Origin of the sequence: Sporomusa sp. KB1 (genome assembly GCF_007830295.1) — a bacterium.
Classification (GTDB): domain Bacteria; phylum Bacillota; class Negativicutes; order Sporomusales; family Sporomusaceae; genus Sporomusa.
Genome location: NZ_VLKC01000002.1, coordinates 448,986 through 469,582 on the forward strand (window position 1 = coordinate 448,986; position 20,597 = coordinate 469,582).

Genomic DNA, 20,597 nt, shown 5'->3' on the forward strand with positions numbered 1-20,597 from the left:
TCAGAGTTAAAAGAATTACCATTTGATAGTATTAACATCCACTCGAAGTTGATCGCGTTCAGCGCGGTACGTTATTTTCGCTTCCCAGCAATGCAGATTGCGATACCAGCTATAGTCAACATCGTGAACTTCATGGTTATCCAGATCATAGCTGTGACTAATGCCAATAGCATTCATTTTGTCGATTTTATAGATAAAGCCAGATTTTAGTTCACGACTCAAATCTGTTTTATCATACTCAAACAGCGTATTATTATTTTGAGCATAATGATATCCAACTGAAGTACTGAAGCGCTCAGACCATTGCTTATCAAGGGTCGCATCAAATTTCCAAATATTTCGTGTGGAATCATCATAACTTTCTTTTACATGCTGAACCCCAGTTCCTAAATTTAGCTTGGTACTGCTGCCAAATTTAATCGGTTCATGCTGCAAATAAAGACTATACTCCTGGTGCCAGCTTGTTTTGTCTGAATCACTCCATTTTCCATAAGCAGCAGAAAAGGTATAGTTTATCGGCAGGTTACCTAACCGCTGGGGCTTGTAGGAAAATTTAAATTCTGGTTCTTTCTTTATCCAATTGTTATCATCATCGGTAAAATGACCTTGGTCAATACTAAAGGTATAGTTTTTGTCGCGATGAATCAGACCATAGCTTGGCTTAAAATTGGATCGTGAGTAATAGTCAAGGTTCGCATAGGCTGATACCATGTTGTTAAGAGGGTATTCAAGATGCTGTTTTATGAACGCACCGTCATCATTATCGTAACCTAATCGAGGAAACACGCCTCTGTTCCCGGCATTCGGTTTCAAGGACTGTTCATATTTAGGAAGAGTAAAGATCACCATCTTGCCAATCCAAACTTTAGCATTATAAGCAATCATTTTATCGCCAGGCCAAATTTCGATTTTATCAGCACTAATATGATAGTCCGGAACTTTGGCTGGACAGGCCGTAGCCGTACCATTATTGATTGTAAGCTGACTGGGAGACATACTAATGGTTTCGCCAGCGATATATTTATCCTCAAGTTGACCTTTTGCCTGTTTCATACTGCCTGTTTTAAGTTTATAGTTATATACTGTTCCTGTACCATCTAGTGTAAGATCTTTTTGAAAAAACCGGGATTTTTCTTTAATCCGTATTTCGCTTATTTTGGCGTTGCCGTCAATTTGTTCTGCTTCCAGGCGCTGGCCAACGTTAGTGATAACTACATTGCCTTTAGCAAGGATGTCACCTGTTTCATCGCTGAAAGAAAGGTCATTAGCTTCAATTACGATAGGCACTTGGGGGGCAGCAATCTCATTAGTGGCTTTTGTGTCTTTAGCCTGACTAGGAACTGTTCCCCCAAATACTATGGCAAACGCCAATAGCCCTAAGATAAGTTTATTATTATTAGGCATAGCACATACTATTCTCCTATTTAGTAAATATTCAAGCAAGATTCTTGGTTATCTAAAGTTAATTCTACACCTGCTGCACCATTCCTTCATAGTTTTTTCGGTAATATGTAGAAAAGCCGCATAAAGCGGCTTTTTTCGCAGTTATTTACCGGTTATTTAACTCTAATTCCATATACTTCAGCATCTTCTTGGGTCTGTATGTATAGTTGACTGCCAATAGGTATGTTAGCCTCTTTGCCATTAATAAAAGCTCCGCCAATAATGCCAACTGGGCCAAGGATAATCATGCCGGCTACACTGGCACCTGCCGCTTTGGCCAGCGACTTGGTTTCGGCTTTGGCCTTTTCGCCCAATATGGTAGCAACTGTACTGCCATCTGTGGCACGAATGTTGTCAAAGCTTATGTCCAACTTGGCATCCCGGCCAAAGTTTTTTGCTGATTGAACTTTTAGAATTTTACCAATCCCACTGGCGCCTTGGGGGAATACCAATACGCCGTCAATGGTTACGTCTTCAGCGATACCTAAAGCCACAGTATCGCCAACCTTGCTTTGTTTGCTGTTTAGTGTGGAGAGGGTTTTTATTTTAACAAGCGTGTCTTTGGGCACTTTCGTAGCAATAACTTCAAACTGGCCATCTGTGTAGGCAAGTTTGAGAAGTTTACCCAGACGCGAATCCACAGATCCCGTTGCCGGGCTGCCATTCATTATTGTCTCAAGCTTCTCTACCCGCACTTTTATCGGATTATCACTTACCCGATGTGTCAGTGTCCACTCAACAGCATTAAGTTTGGTAAGTACTGATGGTGCATGTTCGGTTGTTTCAAGAACATGCACATACAAATTATCCACCCGTGGCAGCAACGCTTCCTGCGTTTTACTGCCATAGACTTCTTCTTCTACTTTGTTTATCCTATCTGTTAATGCGCCTGTTTGCGTAGTGCCGTAAATAGCTTTCTCGATTATCGCCAATTTGCCGACAACCGTAGGCTCGCCAGCTGTTTGTGCCGAAACAGGAACGGCAATTGCCGAAATCATGAGCATAAGTGTAACAAATAGCGCTGTAATTTTCTTATTAACCATGAAGACCCCTCCTTGATGAATTACGTATTTGTAATAATTCGTCATGGCAAAGAAAATATCCTGCCTTGGGAGCACGATAATATGATATCAGAGTTACCATATATCCTCGTCTTTCTGGTTCCCCACATGAGCGGAGGAGTGAGTCAACAAAAAACCCGCTAACAAAGTTAGCGGGTTTTTACGATTGTTGATATTAGAATGTGTAGATAAGCTCAGCAAACATATTATTCTTATTGGTATTGCCAGTTTTTTCATCTTCCATATCATTGTATTGGATCCGCATAATGCCGTTTTTGAATAAGGCATATTCAAAACCGTAATCTACACCTTTAATATCGTCCATTTCCTTGATGCCATTCCAACTAGTATTATCAGTGAAGTCATTCCAGTTTCTCGGGTCAAAGCCAGCTTCAGCTTTTCTGTAGCTAACATACAAACCGTAGGAATGAACCTTGCTAGCGATTGCACCTTTATACTTAATTCTGCTTGCCCAAGCTTTGGATGTATCGCCATTACTACTATTAGCCGTGTAAGAATCGTTTTCGCCATACTCACCGGTAACTGTGAAATCTTTCCAGCCAGTATATTTCAAACCAGCAGCAACGCTCTTATAATATATTTCATCCTGATCGGCAAGATAAGAAGCGGTAATGTTGAGATTTTTATTTACTTTGAAATCAATATTACCGGCAGCAAAGTTAAGATTTTCATTTACAGCTTCGCCGCTTACTTTTTTGCCAAATTTTCCTTCATTTTTGAAAGCATATGCAGTAACTTTAATATTTTTACCAGCACTTAATGACAAACCATCATTGTATTGGGTGTTATTGGAAAGTAATTTTTGTCCAAGAACTATCGGCTGACGACCAAAGCTATATCCTAAACCATTTATAGCACCAGTAATATATGCCTGGTCAATTTTGGCTTCCGAGTCAGTTGAACTGCCCCATGCACTTTCACTGTGGAAACGTCCTTTGAAGGTTACATTTTCATCAATTGGTGCCGTCATGGAAATACGGACACGAGTTTTCTCGCCAGTTCTATCGCCATCTTTAGCTACTTCATCGTTCCACTCATAACGCTCACGAATTTCACCAGTGAATTTTACTTTGGAAGAATTTTTCTCCAGGTTGTCAACGCGAACGCCGAGGTTGTTGAGTTCTGTGCCGAATTCAGCTTTCAGGGCTTCAATCTCTCTTTTGGTTGCAGCGTCGGCTTTGTCGCTGTTAGCCATAGCTTTGGCTACGATAGTAGCAACTTCATAACGGGTAAGGGTTCTGTCACCTTTGTAGGTGCCGTCGCCGTAGCCGGAGATTACGCCAGCTTGCGCAAGTTTGTTGATGGAGTCATATGCCCAGTGTTTTGCCGGTACGTCGACGAAGGGGTTAGCAGGTGCTGCCAGCGCGGTGCCAGCAACGCTCATTGCAAATACTGCTGCAAGAGCCATAGCAGTTTGTCTTTTCATTGTGTTTTGGCCTCCTTAGATTTTGGAAATTTTATTTTGAGCTGCCCTACTAAGGAGAAAGACTTGTAAGTGTCCATGTTTCCTTACATTTTTCTCTCTGTAGCTTGCTCATAGGGTATATATTCTACATTATGTATTATATTCCTGCTAAGGGAAATAATATTTTTCCATTTTTGAAATTAAAAGCCGCTAACCAAAGTTAGCGGCTTTTATAGGTTAGATTAGAAGAAATATTCTAATTGGGCAATCATGTTTTTCTTATCAATTTTGGTGTCTTTTGTTTCTAAATCATTGTATTGAATTGTCAATACACCATTTTTGAATACAGTATAGTTAATTCCATATTCCAAACCTTTAACATTGTCAGCAATACCATATGCATGAGCAGTCATATCCGCAGCAGCAGCGGTATCACCGGAATCTAAAGTAGTAAATACACCTGGGTCGAAACCAGCATCAGCATTTCTATAGCCGACCCATATGCCAAAGGACTTAGGTTGTGCGGAATCAGCACCTTTATAAGCTATTTTACTCATCCAGCCTTTAGCTGCATCGCCCATATTATCTGAATTAGCTCCATCTGAATCGTTTTGGCCATACTCTCCACTAATTGTGAAGTTCTTCAAGCCAGTGTAACTTAACCCACCAGAAGTTGTTTTATAGAATTCAGAATCTTTATCTTTTAGATAGGAAGCTGTTACGCTAAGCTTATCATTCAGCTTAGCGCTAATGTTGCCAGCATAGAAGTTGTAATCCTCTCTTTTGAATGCACCAGCAGTAACCTTCACGTCATTACCACCGGTTATTAGGATACCATCATTATTACCGGTAATATCAGCAATTAAACCTTGACCTAGCCAGATAGGCTGGCGACCAAAGCTATACTCTAAACCAGCGACTTTCCCAGTAATATAGGCTTGATCTACTTTTGCCGTACCATTAGAGCTACCCCATTCTGATTCGTTGGCAATACGGCCTTTAAAGGTTACATTATCATCAATTTTAGCTTCCATTTTCAAACGGAGACGAGTTAATAATGCATTATCAACGTCTTCGGCATACTCATACCGTGAACGAATTTCGCCAGTGAATTTTACTTTAGAAGCATTTTTCTCCAGGTTATCAACCCGAACGCCGAGGTTGTTGAGTTCTGCGCCGAATTCGGCTTTCAGAGCATCAATTTCTTTTTGGGTTGCGGCGTCAGCTTTGTCGCTGTTAGCCATAGCTTTGGCTACGATAGTAGCAACTTCATAACGGGTAAGGGTTTTGTTACCTTGGTAGGTGCCGTCGCCGTAGCCGGAGATTACGCCAGCTTGCGCAAGTTTGTTGATCGAGTCATACGCCCAGTGTTTTGCCGGTACGTCGACGAAAGGATTAGCAGGAGCAGCTAGTGCTGTGCCTGCTACGCTCATTGCAAATACTGCTGCAAGAGCCATAGCGGTTTGTCTTTTCATTGTGTTTTTTCCCCCTTAGGTTTTTTAATTTTTGAGCAGTTACCTAAGAAGAGACTATCTGAGTGGCCATGTTTCCTCAAATCCTCTTCTCTAGCTTGTGCTCTTATCTAAGCGCCTGCCTTTTGGCAGACGTAAAGACCAGGTAGTTAACTTTTATGGGATTTTCTCTTTACCTTGAAGTATATTCCTTACTATGCAGTATATTCTACGTCGTGAGATATATTTCCTGCTGCAAGTTAAGAAAATGTTAACATAAACAATATTTTTATTTATCCAAAGGTATGGTATGCTTACTTTTTATGCTGCAAAATAGCGCTCAGCCAGGATTACGGCAAAATAGAGGTCGCCCAAACCATAAAAAGCTTTTGGGACGACCTCTATTCTCTTACGCATAAAATAGAAACCGCTAACTTAAGTTAGCGGTTTTTCTTTATGCTATGTTTATTAGAAAGTGTAAGTTAAGTGAGTGAAGAAACTTTTCTTATTTTTGTTAAAACCAGGAAGACCAAACGGATTATCTTTAAGGTCCAAATCATTATACTGAACTGTCAGTACACCGTTTTTAAACAAAGTATACTCAACCCCAAACTCAGCACCTTTAACATTGTCAAGAATGCCATAAGTAAAATCATCATCAATTCTACCAGATTCAAGAGTGGTCAATTGGCCAGGATCAAAACCACTTTCAGCACTTCTGTAACCTACCCATACGCCCATGGAGCCTACTTTATCACTTTGGGCACCACGATATTTAAGCTGACCCATCCAGGCTTTTGCTTTATCGCCGTTAAAAACATTAGCAAAATCAGAATCATTCTCGCCATACTCACCGGTTACAGTGAAGTTTTTAATTCCAGTGTACTTTAAGCCAACTGACGTAGTTTTATACAAATCATCATCTTTGTCAGCAAGATAGGATGCAGTCATGTTGAGGTTTTTATTTAGCTGAGCATCAATATTGGCCGCAACAAAATTCATATCATAGGTACCGCCATAATATGTCGAGTCCTCTCTTTTAAAGGCACCTACAGCAACTTTTACTTTGTTGCCACCGCTTAAAAATAAGCCATCATTATTACTATCAATATCGGCAATCAGACCTTGGCCCAACCAGACAGGTTGACGACCAAAGCTGTAGCCTACCTCGCCAATTTTGCCATCAATATAGGCGTGAGTCAGCTTGGATTCAGAGTCGCTGCCGCTGCCCCAGTTTGTTTCTGTTTCATAACGACCATGGAATGTAACATTTTTGTCTATCGGAGCTTCCATGTTTAACCGAAAACGAGTCCATTCTCTAGTGCGGTCTAGAAAACCAAAATCTGTTTCATCTTGGTTATCATAACGCACCCGAACTTCGCCAGTGAACTTTACTTTGGAAGAATTTTTCTCCAGGTTGTCAACGCGAACGCCGAGGTTGTTGAGCTCTGCGCCGAATTCGGCTTTCAGGGCATCAATTTCTTTTTGGGATGCAGCGTCGGCTTTGTCGCTGTTAGCCATTGCTTTGGCTACGATAGTAGCAACTTCATAACGGGTAAGGGTTTTGTCACCTTGGTAAGTGCCGTCGCCGTAGCCGGAGATTACACCGGCTTGTGCAAGTTTGTTGATGGAATCATACGCCCAGTGTTTTGCCGGTACGTCGACGAAAGGATTAGCAGGAGCGGCCAGCGCAGTTCCTGCTACGCTCATTGCAAATACTGCTGCAAGAGCCATAGCGGTTTGTCTTTTCATTGTGTTGTTTCCCCCTTAGGTTTTTTAAATTTTGAGCAGTTACCTAAGAAGAGACTATCTGAGTGGCCATGTTTCCTCAAATCCTCTTCCTTTAGCTTGTGCTCTTATCTATGCGCTTGGGTTTACAAGCGTAAAGATCGAAAATATTTATATTTTCCCTATATTTGTAATAATAAATATTTGTAATATTAAATAAATATTTATTATACCACATTATACCTATTCCTGCTTATCTTTTTTAAAAATTTCCAAAAATGGTTATCGTCCTACAAAATAGCGTTCAGCCAGAATTACAGCAACATAATCGTCTACCGGCCCTGGGGGAACTTGCATGGTGGTTGGCAGCAAGCGTTTGATACCCTTAGGGGGATGCTCTACCCAGTAGCGCTTGCGAGCCTCATCGGTAGAACGGTGCTCATTGACCGGAATGACGGTGATTTCTTGTCCGTTGACTTTGATCCCTGTTAAGGTCGCTTGCGCGGTATGGGAGGTAGTGCGATCACCGATGACGGCAGTAAATACATTATGAGTTGTGGCGAGGATAGTCACAACTCCAGGCAGGTCAGCTGTCGCAGCAATGGTTTTGTAAATAACGCCTTGCTCTTTATGTACTACGGCAATACCACATTTCTCCCGGCCTGGGTCAATAGCTATAACTATGTTTTGTGCCACTTTATCCGCCTCTCCTTAACTATATGCATACACTTTGCAAAAGTTTCCTTTTTATATTATCACATTTATAGGCCAAATACAAAAAGGACGCCCGCAGGCGTCCTTTTTGTTGCAGAATACTTTATTAGAATTTTACGTTGATAGCAGCTTGGGTACGAGCGCCGCCATCGATTTTAGTACCATCTTGTTTTTCAAAGTCTTGGTATTTGAGGTTCAAAGTGGTGTTTTTAGCAATTTCGCGGTCATATCTTACTTCAAGACCTTTATAACCGTTTTCGTTTTTAAGGTTCTGGATATCATTTTGGATGTTGGAGTAAGGAGAGTTTGCGCCGTCTTCTACGTCACGATACAGAGCTGTTAAGCCAAGTTTGTTGAATTTCAGACCATAAGCAACAGCGTTGCCATCAGTTGTGCCGTCGTCAACATTGTAGAATTCACCAAGAGCAGTTACGCTGTTAGTCAGTTTAATGCCTACGTTAGCGCCATAAACATCTACACTATTATTGTCAATATCGTAATTTACATAGTCGGCAGCAATGTTAGCCGCGCCAAGTTTCATACCATATTCAGCACCATAGATTCTGTTGGTGTCTTTCAGGTTACCGGCAAACATTTTCAGGTTGCCAGCTTGGGAAGCGATACCAGTGATAGCGGAGTCATGCAGGAAACCGTTACCCAGTACCAGATCTTGACGGCCAATTGTATTAGTCAGGCCAAGTGCATTGAAAGTTACATTAGCAGTGTCAAGCTTAATGGTGTTAGTGGTATTGAAGTCTGAACCACTGAAGTCGCCTTTATATCCCATGTTGCCACTAGTCAAACGAGCATTGAATTTCAGATTGTCGTTGATTTTACCGTCAAAGCTTACACGGGCACGGAAATCTGTGTTATCAAAGCTGTCGCCATTACCATAACGGACACGTGCGTCACCAGAGATTTTAACCATATTGTCCACTTTATTGTCAAGATTGTTAACTTTGATGCCCATGCTGATAAGCTCAGCAGCAAATTCTTGGGACAGTTTGTCAACAGCTGCTTTTTGATCGCCGTTGAGGTTCTTTTGCATTGCAGTAGCAACCACGGAAGCCATTTCGTAACGGGAAACGGTTTTGTCGCCTTTGAAGGTGCCATCGCCGTAACCAGATACCACACCAGCTTGTGCTAATTTGTTTACTGCGTCATAAGCCCAATGTTTTGCAGGTACATCGGTGAATGGGTTAGCGAAAGCTGGAACAGCGAAAGCTACGGTAAGAGCAGTAGTTACAGCTACTTTAAGAAACCTTTTGTTCATTTTAAATAATCCCCCTTGAAATATTCTTATTTGTGCGGGTGTTGCCACCGGCATACCGGAAGATTCACCCGTTCAAGGGGGAGGGGTTCAAATGAGTATCCACGTTTCCTCAATCTGTCCTTCCTCTCTGCAGGGTTTATTTTCGATACGCACCTGCCGCATTCTGCAGGTTTTATATTAACATAACTTCGACACATCTGTAATGTTTCCTGCTTATTTACGTAAGGTATGTTTTGGTAAACACCTTTATTTGCAACACTTTGCAGGAACTGCAGATTGTATCTGGACCGATTATGAACTTTACATAATCAATCTTTATGCTTGTATATATTCGCACAAAAAAGAAAGAATCCTGCTTAATAAACAGGATTCTTAACTAGTATATTTTGTTAATGCCGAAGGATTACCACACGTTTTTAATTCTTATTTCTATTTGTAGCGGGCCTGCGGTATAGGTGTCATTTTTGGCAACAGCAGTGAGTTCTATGTTTCCAGACTGGCGCTTAACCTTGCTGACGGTGTTAAATAGCTGTGAACCGCTCATGCTGCCAACTGTACCCTGGATGGGGTCAGAAAGAATGCCTTTAGCTACGGCGGCTGTGTTTACTTTTTGCAAGAAAGATATAATCGTCTCTTCTGCCGAATCATCGTTGGTGATCGTAACAGTTTCGCTGTAGATAGCTTCTCCCTGGCTATAAACAAGATAGTTGGGAAACAGCTCAAGCTGACCGATGACTGGTTCACCGTAGATGGTGTTACCGACAGTCGAAATACGGACAATGACTTCTTGATTGGTTGCGGCGATCAGTTTGGCTGCTTGGTTGAACTCCGAAGTGGCAATCCATAGTATTTCTAGTTTTTTATCGGTTACATTTAGCTTATCAAGGATATGCTGATTGGTATCATAGATTACACCGCCCAGCTCCTTAGTCGTATCTTCCTGTGACTGGCCGCCATGCACAATGGCAGTTGAAAGTATTTCACCAGCCCGGAATACTACAGTACCCTGCCTGACAATCTGCAAGCCTTGTTTCAGATTGGAGGTCAATTCATTAAGGCGGTCAACGTCTGTTTGCAGCGTGGTCTTGGCGGTGTTTAATTCACCGATTTGGCTATTAAGCCCGGCAACCCGTTGATCCAGTTCGTCTTTAATGGCCTGGAGATTTTTGATGTTATCCTGATAGCTAACTAAATCACTTTGTGCCAAGGCATAGTCTGCCTGCAATGTAGTTAAGGCAGCTGTTGTTCGATCACGTTCAGCGGTTACTTTTGTGAGTTCGTCCATGATTTGGGCAAGTTGCTCTGTTGTTTGTTTTACTTTGGCACTGATGGCGGCATATTCAGCATTTTTTGCGTCCAGAGCCGCACGGCTGGCTTCCAGTTCGGTTGTTTTTGAGGTAACTTCTGTAGTTAGGTCTAGGAGTTCGGCTTTGAGTTCTTCCATACCGAAGAGAGCTGTGCGCACATCCCACGACACGGCGGTCATAATGCCAAGGGTTGTGGCAGAAATCAGGATACCGGTAACAATAGTGACAATGATCGATGTATGTTTTGGTCTGAGGCCAAACATACTCAGTTTTTTCTTGCCCACCTTGGTGCCCAGTTTGTCGCCAATATAGGCAATGGCTCCACCCATGATAGCAATAATGGTGATTATCGCCAACCCGTACATGGTGCTCCCTCCCTTCTACCGCGAGGATTTGGATACTAAATATATACCTGCCAGGATACCAATAATATTAGGCATCCAAGCTGCTAAAAACGGATCAATGGCTCCACCTTTTCCTAAGGCTGTCGCTATCGTCAAGATGATATAGTATATAAAGATGATGATAATGCTTAGTCCAAGGCCAATGGATGAACTGGAGCGAGGCGATGATAACCCGAGCGGCGTGCCAATCATGGCAAAAACAAAGCTGGCAAGCGGAATAGCCAGTCGCTGATATAATTCTACTTCATACTCGCTGGTTGCTACATATTCCTGCTTTAATACTGCAATATGCTGCCTGAGTTCTTGTATGGACATATCTTCGGCGTCTTTTTGTTCCCGTGATATACTAACTGGATTCTTCTCTATGGGCAATACCTGTTCAGTAAATTTAAGCGTGCGTTCTACCCGCCCCTCAGCCGAAAATTCGGTAATTGTACCCTCAACCATCATCCATTGATTATTCTGCCATACAGCTTTTTCCGCGTTCTCTACCCGCACAAGCCGGCTGTCCGCATACTGCTGAACAGCTACCTTATTCATGGTGCTGGTTTCTTCTATGAAATTTTGTGCATAGGTTATCCGTTCCAACTCACCTTGTTTAATGTCTTTGATAATAATGTGTTCCTGGATTTTGGGACCAGTATTTTTTTCTACCTCATAGTGCACAATGTTATTATAGGCGGTGTTAGCGGACGGCACCAGGGCTTCATTGAAAACTACGGCTGCAAAGCTAACAAAAAATGCAGCAATCAACACAGGGACAGCCAACCGGGCAAAGCTCTGACCGCTTGATTTCATGGCTGTTATTTCGCTGGAACTTGATAACCGGCCAAAGGCCAGGAGCGATGCCAGCAGCATAGCCATGGGAAAGGTCAGGACTATAATGCTAGGCAGACTGTAGATAAAAAGCTTGACGACAGTTAGCACCTGCGCATTATATTGGGTTATATATTTGGTTAACTTAACGAGCACATTGGTACCGATAAAAATACTGGCGAAGGCGGCTACGCCGAAAACAAACGGCCCCAGCATCTCTTTGATGATATATTTGTCAAGTATACGCATTAGCTTCTCCTACTTGGTAAGTTAGCGTCGGAGTGAGATTGCTGCAGGTACGACGCAGCAATCTCACTTTTACAGGGTGAAATTTTGCCCCAGGTAGTACTTCTTGGCAATTTCGCTGGTGGCAATGGTATCACTATCGCCGGCGATGAGGATTTGGCCTTCGTTTAAGATATAGGCATGGTCAACAATGGTTAAGGTTTCACGGACGTTATGATCGGTAATGAGTACGCCAATGCCGCGTTTTTTGAGGTAGGCAATGATCTCCTGGATATCCGCAACAGCAATGGGATCAACACCGGCAAAGGGCTCGTCCAGTAGGATGAATTTGGGGTCGGTCGCCAGTGCCCGGGCAATTTCCACCCGGCGGCGTTCGCCGCCTGACAGTTCGGAGCCTTGACGCTGACGAACATGAGTGACGTTGAATTCTTCCAGCAGACTGTTCATTTTGTCCTGGCGTTCGGCTGGAGTAAGCTCTGTTGTTTCCAGGATGGCCATGAGGTTATCCTCTACTGTCATTTTACGGAAAATCGAGGCTTCCTGGGGCAAATAGCCGATACCGAAACGAGAGCGCTGGTACATAGGCAGGCTGGTAATATCCTGGTCGTCAATATATATTTTGCCGCTGTTGGGGCGTTCCAAGCCGACAATCATGTAGAAGGTAGTTGTCTTGCCTGCGCCGTTAGCACCTAACAGGCCGACGATTTGCCCCTGGTTAACACGAAGGCTGACACCGTTGACTACATTGCGGCTTTTATAAGTTTTAATTAAATCGCGGGTTTCAATATACATATCGGCAACATCCTTGCTCTATTTTAGATTACTTCGGAGTAATAACTAACTTGCTGCGGCCACCTTGGGAGTCCATAGCTTTTTCGTCAAGGCGTATGGTGAGGGTTTCACCTGTCAGGACATTGCCGTCCTGAACGGCGCGGGCATTGCCGTTTAAAATGACTTTGCTCTGGCCTTTGGGCTCACCGTAATAGGTGGCCGTATTGGCGGTAGCATCTAACTTTCGGACCAGGCTGACTAAATGGACAAGGCCAGTGCCTATTGCTCTGTTTTCCTGCAGGAAGGCTTCAATTTTGTCGGCTGTCATGGTGCCGTCCGGCAGCTCGATTTTTCCATTTTGGGGAATTAATGCATATTGCGAATCGGCAGAGTATTCCACTCTGGGACCAGTAAGGCGGTTTTCACCTTTGGTCAGTACGACATCACCGCTGGCAATAAGATAGGTGTTGCTTTTGTAGGTTTCCACTTCGGCAGCTGTTAGGGTGGCATCCTGATTGACAGCTGTGACACCGCCAGTAATCCGCCCTTCTTGGCTATCGGTGTTGTACTGGGCTTTAGCACCTGTGATTACTGCTTCACTTTGGGTTATACGAACCGTGCCGGTGGCGTTAATAATGCCTTGTTTGGAATCGTAGTCGATGGTATCAGCAACAAGTTCAACCGGTGTTTTGGCCTCGTGCTGCGCTGCCGCCATGGCGAATAGACATGTAGCACTTATGAATAATGCAATAACAAAGCAAACTCGCTTTTCACTTTTCATCATTTATTGCCTCCTGTAACGACCTTGGCATTACCTTGGACTTTTACTTTTTCCAGGTTGGTATTAGTATCGATTTTGTCGCCGGTAATGATGGTGTCACCCTGGGTCAAGGTGATGCCACCTGTGCCGGAAAAGGTTTTGGTTTGTTCCTCATAGCGGCCTTGGGGAGCCGTAAATACAGCACCCTCGCTGGAGGTGGCTTTGATATCCCCTTGCAAGGTAATGTCATGAGTCTTGGTATCAAGAATACCCTCTTGAGCAATAATATCCACTTTACCGCCTTTTTCCTGATAGAATACTCCTTTAAGTTTTTTAAGAAAAACCAATTTGCCACTCGCATCAACTTCGATACTTTCAGCGTTTAATTCCCATACCTTTTGGCCATTTTTCTCTTCAACAATGGAAGATCCGGCAAAGGTTAGATTAGACGCCGGTTGTGGTGTTGTTTGCTCAACGGCTGGAGTATTATCAGGCAGCACCGGTTCTTCCCGGAAAAAATAATAAAGTCCCCCGGTTACGAGCAGTAAGGCACAGGCAAGACTTACGTATGCCATTTTGTTCACTGAGACTTCACCTCTGTATTCCAGCGCTTTTTAAACCAGACCCATTCGTCAGGATAGGTCCTGATTGCGGACTCAATGATTTTGGTCGTACGTTCTGTCAGATTATATAAATCGGCATCCGGGTTGCCGGTGTCTTCATAGTAAATAGGCGGCTGTAATTGGATACGGTGTGTGCCATCCGGGTTACGGGTAATAAAGCCCGGCACTACTGGCGAATTAAATTTGCGGGCAAATACGGCCGGTCCCAGGTGGGTTGAAGCTTGCTTGCCAAAGAATTCAATAAAAATACCGTCACGACCGGCGTCACCATCGGCAAAAAAGGCGAGCATCTTGCCTTTTTTCAGGGCTCTGGCAGCACCAATGATTTCACTGGTGCCACTGGCAAAAATCTCAATGCCAAATAACTGTCGGTTTTCGTTCAAAAGACGGGTATGCTGGTTATTGGGCTGGCGTTTGACAATGTCGGCAACAGGAAAACCAGCCATAGCCAGTGCTGCGCCAAACCATTCCCAGTTGCCAATATGAGCAGTTAAAAAGACAACTCCTTTTTTCTGGGCCAGCGCGTCGTCAAGATAGTGGCGGTTCTCAATGGTTACATAGCGTGCCAGTGTTTTCTTGGTCAAAGCAGGCATATAGAGTACCTCTATAAAAGTCTTGGCAAGCTTAATGAAGGAGCTTCTGATGGTTGCTTCTGCCAGTTCCGGGGTTAGACCAAGACGTTCTTTGATCTGCCTTAAGGCACGGTTGCGCTGTTTGGCGGCAATGCGGTAATATAGGCGGCCTAGCAATTTGCCGCAGGACAATAGGACAGAACGTGGCAGCAAGCACACGAAACGGCTAACTAGCTTCCAAGTATAATATTGCCATTCATTTGATAACATGTGCTCCGGCTGTTTTTATAAACGCCCATCGGCATTGTTGCTGCTGAACATTTCTAAACATCCTCCACCTCCTGCACTACTTCAATTCATTACTGGGTTATCATAAACCGGTCTGAAACCATATACTCGCTGATAATTTTGTCCCAAACATTTTGGGATTTCAAAATATACTCGATAATGTCACGGACAGCGCCGTTGCCGCCTTGGCGGGTGGCGATATATTTGGCCACAGCTTTAACCTCTGGCACAGCATTGGCTACCGCGCAAGGCAGCCCGACCTGTACCATGACCGACAGGTCGTTAATGTCATCGCCAACATAGGCAATCTGTTCGAGGGGTAAGGAATGTTTTTTCATAAGGCTATGCAAGGCAATAACTTTGTCGGCTGCACCCTGGTGGATATCACCAATTTTCAGCTCGGTGGCACGCCGGTGTACGATTTGGCTCTCGCGTCCGGTAATGATAGCGGTCTTGAGACCGGCCTTGTGGGCCAGCGAAATGCCCATGCCATCCTGGCAGTGGAAGGCTTTTAGCGCTTCACCGTCCTGACCAAAGATAATATGTCCTTCTGTTAACACACCGTCAACGTCAAAAATGATCAGTTTAATTTGTTTAGCATAAGGGACATTATTCATTATACCACTCCTTGACGTAATAAGTCAGTAAGGTGAATAATTCCAATGGCATGAAATTCACTGTCAACAACTGGCAGCAGTGTGATGGGACGCGGCTGATTTTTTTCCATAATATTGAGCGCCTGTGCAGCTAGCTTTTCTTTTGTAATGGTGCGTGGTTTTTTCGTCATCAGCCCGGCTACCGATTTATCAAGAAATTCATGGCCTTTTTCCAGGCTGCGGCGAATGTCGCCATCAGTTAATAGCCCTACCAACTGCATGGTAGTCAGTGAATCAACCACAAGGACTGCGCCAAGTCCTTTGGCGGTAATGGAAAATAAAGCTTCTTTTACTGTCTTATCTGGTGTTACTATTGGCAGTTCTTCGCCGCCATGCATAACGTTTTCAACTGTTAGCAGCAATTTGCGCCCCAACGCGCCGCCTGGATGGTATAAGGCAAAATCCTCGGACGTAAAATTGCGTGCTGATAGCAGTGCAACCGCCAAGGCATCCCCCATCGCCAGTGCTGCTGTAGTACTGGCAGTAGGTGCCAGACCAAGCGGACAGGCTTCCCGTTCTACAGTTACGTCCAGAAAAATATCGGCATTTTTGGTCAGGGTAGACTCTTCCCGGCCAGTCATAGCAATGATGGGCGTGCCAATCCGTTTTAGCGTTGGCAGCAGGCCAATCACTTCGTTGGTTTCACCGCTATTTGAAATAGCGATAACAATATCATTGGCTGTTACCATGCCTAAGTCACCATGAATGCCTTCGGCCGGATGAAGAAAAAAGGCCGGCGTACCGGTGCTGGCCAAGGTTGCGGCTATCTTTTTACCAATAATGCCTGATTTGCCCATACCTGTAACTATCACCCGGTCATGACAGTTCAAAATCATGTTCATCGCGGCAGCAAATTGGTCGTTGATCCTGGGAATTAATGCGCGGATGGCCTCCGCCTCAAGTTCTAAGCAAGCGCGCGCATGTTCAATTGGCATGAGACTATTCCTCCTTGGTTACTTGTGTTTCCGCACAATATTATCAATGGCTAGCACATCTTGCAGTAAAGCCTCCACTTGGTCAATGTAGAGCATGTTGGGACCGTCTGATTTGGCTTCAGGCGGGTTATCATGTACTTCCATAAATAGTACATCAATGCCTGTCGCGACAGCAGCGCGGGTCAGGTAAGGCACAAATTCGCGCTGGCCGCTGGAGGTTGTTCCCGCACCGCCGGGAAGCTGCACACTGTGGGTGGCGTCAAATACTACCGGATAACCGAGTGAACGCATAATGGGCAAAGCGCGAAAGTCGGCTACCAGGTTGTTGTAGCCAAAGGTTGCGCCGCGTTCGGTCAATAGGATATTTTTGTTTCCGGCTTCTTCCATTTTGGCAATAACATTCTTCATATCCAGTGGAGCCAGAAACTGGCCTTTTTTTACATTGATAACCTTGCCGCTGCGGGCGGCCTCATATACCAAATCAGTCTGACGGCAGAGAAAGGCGGGAATCTGAAGGATATCGAGCACCTCAGCGGCTGCTTCAATCTGGGTAATGCAATGAATATCACTCACTACAGGTACGTCTAACTCTTTTTTTATATGAGCCAGGATCTGCAGTCCTTCTTTCAAACCAGGGCCGCGGAAGGAGTTATAGGAAGAACGGTTGGCCTTATCATAAGAAGCTTTAAAGATATAGGGAATGTGCAAGCGGTCAGCAATTGCTTTGATTGCCCGGCCGATAGCTAAGGTACGTTCGGCATCTTCAATAACACAGGGCCCGGCAATCAGGGCAATAGGGTTTTTCGCACCAACGGTGATGTTTTTAATCTGTACTGTGTTCATAGATTACGCCTCCTAAAATATTCGTTCACTTTTTCTAAGTCTTCCGGGGTATCTACGCCGATAGATTTAAAGTCGGTTTTAAGTACTTTAATCTTATAGCCGTGTTCCAGCGCCCGTAACTGTTCCAGGGATTCCATCTGTTCGAGCGGAGTCGGGGTCAGGGCGGCATAGGTAAGCAGAAATTCACGGCGATAGGCGTAGATGCCAATATGCTTGTACACCGCCGGCAGCAAACCACCGGGCAGTTTATTGCTGCGAGGATAAGGAATGAGTGAACGGGAAAAATACAAGGCATAGCCAGTAAGACTTGCCACTACTTTGACTGCACTGGGCAGATTATACTCGCTTTTATCCATTTCAGTCATTAGGGTGGCCATGTTTAATTCAGGATCCTTATCAAAAGCACCTGACAGCAAATCAATAACTTCAGGTGCAATGAGCGGTTCGTCTCCCTGGACGTTGATAATAATATCAGCTTCCGGGTGCTCTTTGGCCACCTCAGCCAAACGATCAGTACCTGTAGGGTGGTCAGGTGAAGTCATCATTACTTGGCCGCCAAAGTCCTGAACTGTCTGGTACACTAGCTCATGGTCGGTGGCTATTAGCACGGCTGTTGGCCGTTTGGCTTTTTTTGCCTGCTCATAGACCCGCTGAATCATGGGTTTGCCGGCAATCAGGGCTAGCGGCTTGCCTGGCAGGCGGGTGGATGAATACCTGGCGGGAATTACACAAAGTATGTTCATGGTTTTTTGCCTCCAAAGCGGAACTGTGGCGTTCTCACGCCTCTTTATGTTTGGCTACATTTTTTATCATGTCCATTAGTTCTTCATAGCCGTCATGAAATCTGACTTCAATGGATAATACATACACTGGCAGAGGCCGTTCAGAGTGAATAAACTCGGCAGGAATTTTAACGGCATCTTTGTCGGTGGTAATCAACGCCTCGGCCTTATTATCAACCGCTTTTTGCATGATCACCTGCATCTCGGCCATGGTATAGTCGTGGTGGTCCGGATAGCGGGCAGCAGCAACGATTTTGCCGTCTAAATCAGTAATGGTTTGTTCAAAGGAGGATGGATTGCCAATGGCCGAAAATGGGAAAACTGAGCAGCCCTTAATGACTTCCAAGGGCACTGTTTCCGACCGAACCCCTTTGTACCATTCTTCAATTTCAATGAAACAACGCGGGGTATGAGTACTCTCAATGATTAGCGCCGCTGAATTGTATTTTCGCAAAGTCTCCCTGATGGCGTCTCTGGCTGTGTCGGTAGACTGATCCACCTTGGTCAACAGGAAGGCATTGGCTCTGTTCAGGTTGGTGAGCGGCTCGCGTAATGTGCCTCTTGGCAGCAAAAAGTTATTACCAAAAACATTGATGGTATCAATTAGCACAATGTCAAGATCACGTTCCAGCTGCCAATGCTGGTAGGCATCATCCAGGATAATGACTTCAGCGTTTAGGTGCTCCACGGCGTAAGCGCCGGTAATGGAACGGTTGCGGCCAATGACTACCGGTACGCCTGGCAGGCTCTTGGCAAGCAGATAGGCCTCGTCGCCTGCTTCGGTAACTGTCATGTAAATTTTACGGCCATCAGAAACAACGCCAACTTGTCCTTTCCAGCCAGCCCGGTATCCCCGGTTAAGAATGACAACCCGGTATCCCTTATCGCGAATAAAGGCCGCCAGGCGCTGAGCCGTCGGGGTCTTACCTGTCCCGCCAACAGTAATGTTCCCCAAGCTGATAACTTTACAGGGAAGTTTATGCCGCTGCAGGACACCCCAGCGGTACAATGCAAGCTTGCATTGTACTCCTAGTCCATAAATGAAAGACATGACGCGAAGCACGCCAATAATCACGACTGTTAACAAACTATGTTTCTCGCCGTGCACTAGTTTATATAGATATACTTGGAGCGCTTCCCGCTGATTCATCATATAGTTTCCGCCTTTTCCTTGGACTTTCACTGTTTGCTGCTTTCTAGAGCTTTTTTTTGCTGCAATATTTCTTTTAAATACAAGGCGCTTTTATGTGAAGCACCACGATTTTCATTGATAATTATAAGTGCCTCCTGACCGATCGCTTGTCTCTGCTCAGGACTATGCAGCAGCTTGAGCATTGCTTCGGCTAAACCAGCACTGTCACGAACGGTCAGACATACCCCTCGCTCAGAAAATAGCGCATAAGTCTCTTTGAAATTAAACATATGCGGTCCGACTAGTATTGGTTTACCATGAGCAGCTGGTTCTAGAATATTGTGACCGCCATGGGGGATAAGACTGCCGCCAACATAGACAATATCACCCAGACCATAGATTTTTCCTAGTTCGCCAATGGTATCAACAATAATCATATCAGGGTTCTCGGCCAATTTCCCTGGCATATTGGTACGCCTTACGGCGACAAAGTTATATTTGGCAGCTAACTCAACAAGCTCATCGGCCCGTAATGGTTCACGCGGAGCAATTATAAACTGGGTATGGGGAAATTGTTCGCGAACCTCATTGAAGGCCGGAAACAGCAACTCTTCCTCACCCCGGTGAGTACTGCCTGCTACCAGGATTTGGTCAGCGCTGCATAGCCCCAGGGATGAAAGCATGTTAGTCTTGTCTTCCAGGCTAAGTTCTGTATAGCTTTGATCAAATTTAGTATTACCGGTAACAACCACCCGTGCCGGATCGGCGCCTAACCGGGTAATATATTGGGCATCAATGTTGGATTGCATGCAAAACTTGACAACAGTATTCAGCATGTCAGCTAGTACCCGTCGGAAGTAGATGTATCGATTTACACTCTTGTCGCTAATTCGGCCATTAACCATCATGGCCGGTATATTGAATTTCCGGACAACTTTGAGAAAGTTCGGCCACAATTCGGTTTCTACCATCAGAAATGCCTGTGGTCTGATTTTAGCAACAACCGAATAGCTAAGAAGCGGTAAATCCAAAGGGAAAAAGATAATACCGTCTGCTTCCGGGATAATGCGTTTAGCCATAGCGTAACCACTAGCAGTAACTACCGATACCACAATGGGAATACCCGGCAATTCCTGCCGTATTTCTTTAACAATCGGACTCGCGGCCACAATCTCGCCGACTGATGCGGCATGCACCCAAATAGCCTCTTTGCCCGCAACTTTTACCAGAGTTTCGGCCGGCAAGGCACCAAAGCTTTGCTTCACCCGCTCTGCAAACCCTTTTTCCCGGACAAGACGTACGACAAATACAGGCAATGCCAGGATGACTAGTATGACTGCCAGGATATTGTAAATAAAATACATAT

Annotated in this window: 19 protein-coding genes; all 19 read right to left on the minus strand. The window is 44.6% G+C overall.

The window, feature by feature from the left end:
- Positions 1 to 15 precede the first annotated feature (15 nt).
- Positions 16 to 1,404: an LPS-assembly protein LptD gene (locus SALPA_RS05885; RefSeq protein WP_145090916.1), complete on the minus strand. Its 1,389-nt coding sequence runs from the start codon at positions 1,402 to 1,404 to the stop codon at positions 16 to 18.
- 152 nt (positions 1,405 to 1,556) lie between these two features.
- Positions 1,557 to 2,486 (minus strand): hypothetical protein, encoded by a 930-nt coding sequence (locus SALPA_RS05890; protein WP_255450880.1) that lies wholly within the window; start codon positions 2,484 to 2,486, stop codon positions 1,557 to 1,559.
- Positions 2,487 to 2,679: 193 nt separating this feature from the next.
- Entirely contained in the window at positions 2,680 to 3,951 is a 1,272-nt protein-coding gene (locus SALPA_RS05895) for an S-layer homology domain-containing protein (RefSeq protein WP_145090919.1), read from the minus strand.
- A 221-nt stretch (positions 3,952 to 4,172) separates the two neighbouring features.
- On the minus strand, positions 4,173 to 5,405 hold the full coding sequence (locus tag SALPA_RS05900; RefSeq protein WP_145090922.1) for an S-layer homology domain-containing protein: 1,233 nt from the start codon (positions 5,403 to 5,405) through the stop codon (positions 4,173 to 4,175).
- A gap of 444 nt (positions 5,406 to 5,849) precedes the next feature.
- Positions 5,850 to 7,133, minus strand: coding sequence for an S-layer homology domain-containing protein (locus tag SALPA_RS05905; protein ID WP_145090925.1), 1,284 nt, complete (start codon positions 7,131 to 7,133; stop codon positions 5,850 to 5,852).
- Between the two features lie 258 nt (positions 7,134 to 7,391).
- Positions 7,392 to 7,805: a pre-16S rRNA-processing nuclease YqgF gene (locus SALPA_RS05910; protein WP_145090928.1), complete on the minus strand. Its 414-nt coding sequence runs from the start codon at positions 7,803 to 7,805 to the stop codon at positions 7,392 to 7,394.
- 124 nt (positions 7,806 to 7,929) lie between these two features.
- Entirely contained in the window at positions 7,930 to 9,096 is a 1,167-nt protein-coding gene (locus tag SALPA_RS05915) for an S-layer homology domain-containing protein (RefSeq protein WP_145090931.1), read from the minus strand.
- 403 nt (positions 9,097 to 9,499) lie between these two features.
- Positions 9,500 to 10,768, minus strand: coding sequence for a DUF3084 domain-containing protein (locus SALPA_RS05920; RefSeq protein ID WP_145090934.1), 1,269 nt, complete (start codon positions 10,766 to 10,768; stop codon positions 9,500 to 9,502).
- Between the two features lie 15 nt (positions 10,769 to 10,783).
- On the minus strand, positions 10,784 to 11,872 hold the full coding sequence (locus tag SALPA_RS05925) for an LptF/LptG family permease (RefSeq protein ID WP_145090937.1): 1,089 nt from the start codon (positions 11,870 to 11,872) through the stop codon (positions 10,784 to 10,786).
- A 69-nt stretch (positions 11,873 to 11,941) separates the two neighbouring features.
- The gene (gene lptB / locus SALPA_RS05930) at positions 11,942 to 12,661 is read right to left on the minus strand and encodes an LPS export ABC transporter ATP-binding protein (RefSeq protein WP_145090940.1); all 720 of its coding nucleotides are present in this window, start codon (positions 12,659 to 12,661) and stop codon (positions 11,942 to 11,944) included.
- A gap of 28 nt (positions 12,662 to 12,689) precedes the next feature.
- Positions 12,690 to 13,424, minus strand: coding sequence for an LptA/OstA family protein (locus SALPA_RS05935; protein WP_255450884.1), 735 nt, complete (start codon positions 13,422 to 13,424; stop codon positions 12,690 to 12,692).
- The gene (lptC, locus tag SALPA_RS05940) at positions 13,421 to 13,975 is read right to left on the minus strand and encodes an LPS export ABC transporter periplasmic protein LptC (RefSeq protein WP_145101766.1); all 555 of its coding nucleotides are present in this window, start codon (positions 13,973 to 13,975) and stop codon (positions 13,421 to 13,423) included. The genes SALPA_RS05935 and lptC overlap by 4 nt, the downstream gene beginning before the upstream one ends.
- Positions 13,976 to 13,980: 5 nt before the next feature.
- On the minus strand, positions 13,981 to 14,865 hold the full coding sequence (locus SALPA_RS05945) for a lysophospholipid acyltransferase family protein (RefSeq protein WP_145090943.1): 885 nt from the start codon (positions 14,863 to 14,865) through the stop codon (positions 13,981 to 13,983).
- 89 nt (positions 14,866 to 14,954) lie between these two features.
- Entirely contained in the window at positions 14,955 to 15,500 is a 546-nt protein-coding gene (locus SALPA_RS05950) for an HAD family hydrolase (RefSeq protein ID WP_145090946.1), read from the minus strand.
- Positions 15,500 to 16,474, minus strand: coding sequence for an SIS domain-containing protein (locus tag SALPA_RS05955; RefSeq protein WP_145090949.1), 975 nt, complete (start codon positions 16,472 to 16,474; stop codon positions 15,500 to 15,502). The genes SALPA_RS05950 and SALPA_RS05955 overlap by 1 nt, the downstream gene beginning before the upstream one ends.
- A gap of 18 nt (positions 16,475 to 16,492) precedes the next feature.
- On the minus strand, positions 16,493 to 17,317 hold the full coding sequence (gene kdsA / locus SALPA_RS05960; protein WP_145090952.1) for a 3-deoxy-8-phosphooctulonate synthase: 825 nt from the start codon (positions 17,315 to 17,317) through the stop codon (positions 16,493 to 16,495).
- Positions 17,314 to 18,060, minus strand: a complete 747-nt coding sequence (gene kdsB / locus SALPA_RS05965) for a 3-deoxy-manno-octulosonate cytidylyltransferase (protein WP_145090955.1) — start codon at positions 18,058 to 18,060, stop codon at positions 17,314 to 17,316. Before kdsB ends, kdsA begins: the two co-directional genes overlap by 4 nt.
- 34 nt (positions 18,061 to 18,094) lie before the next feature.
- Positions 18,095 to 19,252 (minus strand): tetraacyldisaccharide 4'-kinase, encoded by a 1,158-nt coding sequence (lpxK, locus tag SALPA_RS05970; protein WP_255450886.1) that lies wholly within the window; start codon positions 19,250 to 19,252, stop codon positions 18,095 to 18,097.
- A 26-nt stretch (positions 19,253 to 19,278) separates the two neighbouring features.
- On the minus strand, positions 19,279 to 20,595 hold the full coding sequence (locus SALPA_RS05975; RefSeq protein ID WP_145090958.1) for a 3-deoxy-D-manno-octulosonic acid transferase: 1,317 nt from the start codon (positions 20,593 to 20,595) through the stop codon (positions 19,279 to 19,281).
- Between the last annotated feature and the right edge of the window lie 2 nt (positions 20,596 to 20,597).

What these genes read in the sequence shown, in the direction of transcription:
- SALPA_RS05905 (WP_145090925.1), bottom strand. Translation starts at nt 7,133, where the DNA reads ATGAAAAGACAAACCGCTATGGCTCTTGCAGCAGTATTTGCAATGAGC.
- SALPA_RS05920 (WP_145090934.1), bottom strand. Translation starts at nt 10,768, where the DNA reads ATGTACGGGTTGGCGATAATCACCATTATTGCTATCATGGGTGGAGCC.
- SALPA_RS05900 (WP_145090922.1), bottom strand. Translation starts at nt 5,405, where the DNA reads ATGAAAAGACAAACCGCTATGGCTCTTGCAGCAGTATTTGCAATGAGC.
- SALPA_RS05950 (WP_145090946.1), bottom strand. Translation starts at nt 15,500, where the DNA reads ATGAATAATGTCCCTTATGCTAAACAAATTAAACTGATCATTTTTGAC.
- SALPA_RS05945 (WP_145090943.1), bottom strand. Translation starts at nt 14,865, where the DNA reads ATGTTATCAAATGAATGGCAATATTATACTTGGAAGCTAGTTAGCCGT.
- lptB (WP_145090940.1), bottom strand. Translation starts at nt 12,661, where the DNA reads ATGTATATTGAAACCCGCGATTTAATTAAAACTTATAAAAGCCGCAAT.
- kdsB (WP_145090955.1), bottom strand. Translation starts at nt 18,060, where the DNA reads ATGAACATACTTTGTGTAATTCCCGCCAGGTATTCATCCACCCGCCTG.
- SALPA_RS05935 (WP_255450884.1), bottom strand. Translation starts at nt 13,424, where the DNA reads ATGATGAAAAGTGAAAAGCGAGTTTGCTTTGTTATTGCATTATTCATA.
- SALPA_RS05975 (WP_145090958.1), bottom strand. Translation starts at nt 20,595, where the DNA reads ATGTATTTTATTTACAATATCCTGGCAGTCATACTAGTCATCCTGGCA.
- SALPA_RS05890 (WP_255450880.1), bottom strand. Translation starts at nt 2,486, where the DNA reads ATGGTTAATAAGAAAATTACAGCGCTATTTGTTACACTTATGCTCATG.
- lpxK (WP_255450886.1), bottom strand. Translation starts at nt 19,252, where the DNA reads ATGATGAATCAGCGGGAAGCGCTCCAAGTATATCTATATAAACTAGTG.
- SALPA_RS05915 (WP_145090931.1), bottom strand. Translation starts at nt 9,096, where the DNA reads ATGAACAAAAGGTTTCTTAAAGTAGCTGTAACTACTGCTCTTACCGTA.
- SALPA_RS05895 (WP_145090919.1), bottom strand. Translation starts at nt 3,951, where the DNA reads ATGAAAAGACAAACTGCTATGGCTCTTGCAGCAGTATTTGCAATGAGC.
- lptC (WP_145101766.1), bottom strand. Translation starts at nt 13,975, where the DNA reads ATGGCATACGTAAGTCTTGCCTGTGCCTTACTGCTCGTAACCGGGGGA.
- SALPA_RS05885 (WP_145090916.1), bottom strand. Translation starts at nt 1,404, where the DNA reads ATGCCTAATAATAATAAACTTATCTTAGGGCTATTGGCGTTTGCCATA.
- kdsA (WP_145090952.1), bottom strand. Translation starts at nt 17,317, where the DNA reads ATGAACACAGTACAGATTAAAAACATCACCGTTGGTGCGAAAAACCCT.
- SALPA_RS05955 (WP_145090949.1), bottom strand. Translation starts at nt 16,474, where the DNA reads ATGCCAATTGAACATGCGCGCGCTTGCTTAGAACTTGAGGCGGAGGCC.
- SALPA_RS05925 (WP_145090937.1), bottom strand. Translation starts at nt 11,872, where the DNA reads ATGCGTATACTTGACAAATATATCATCAAAGAGATGCTGGGGCCGTTT.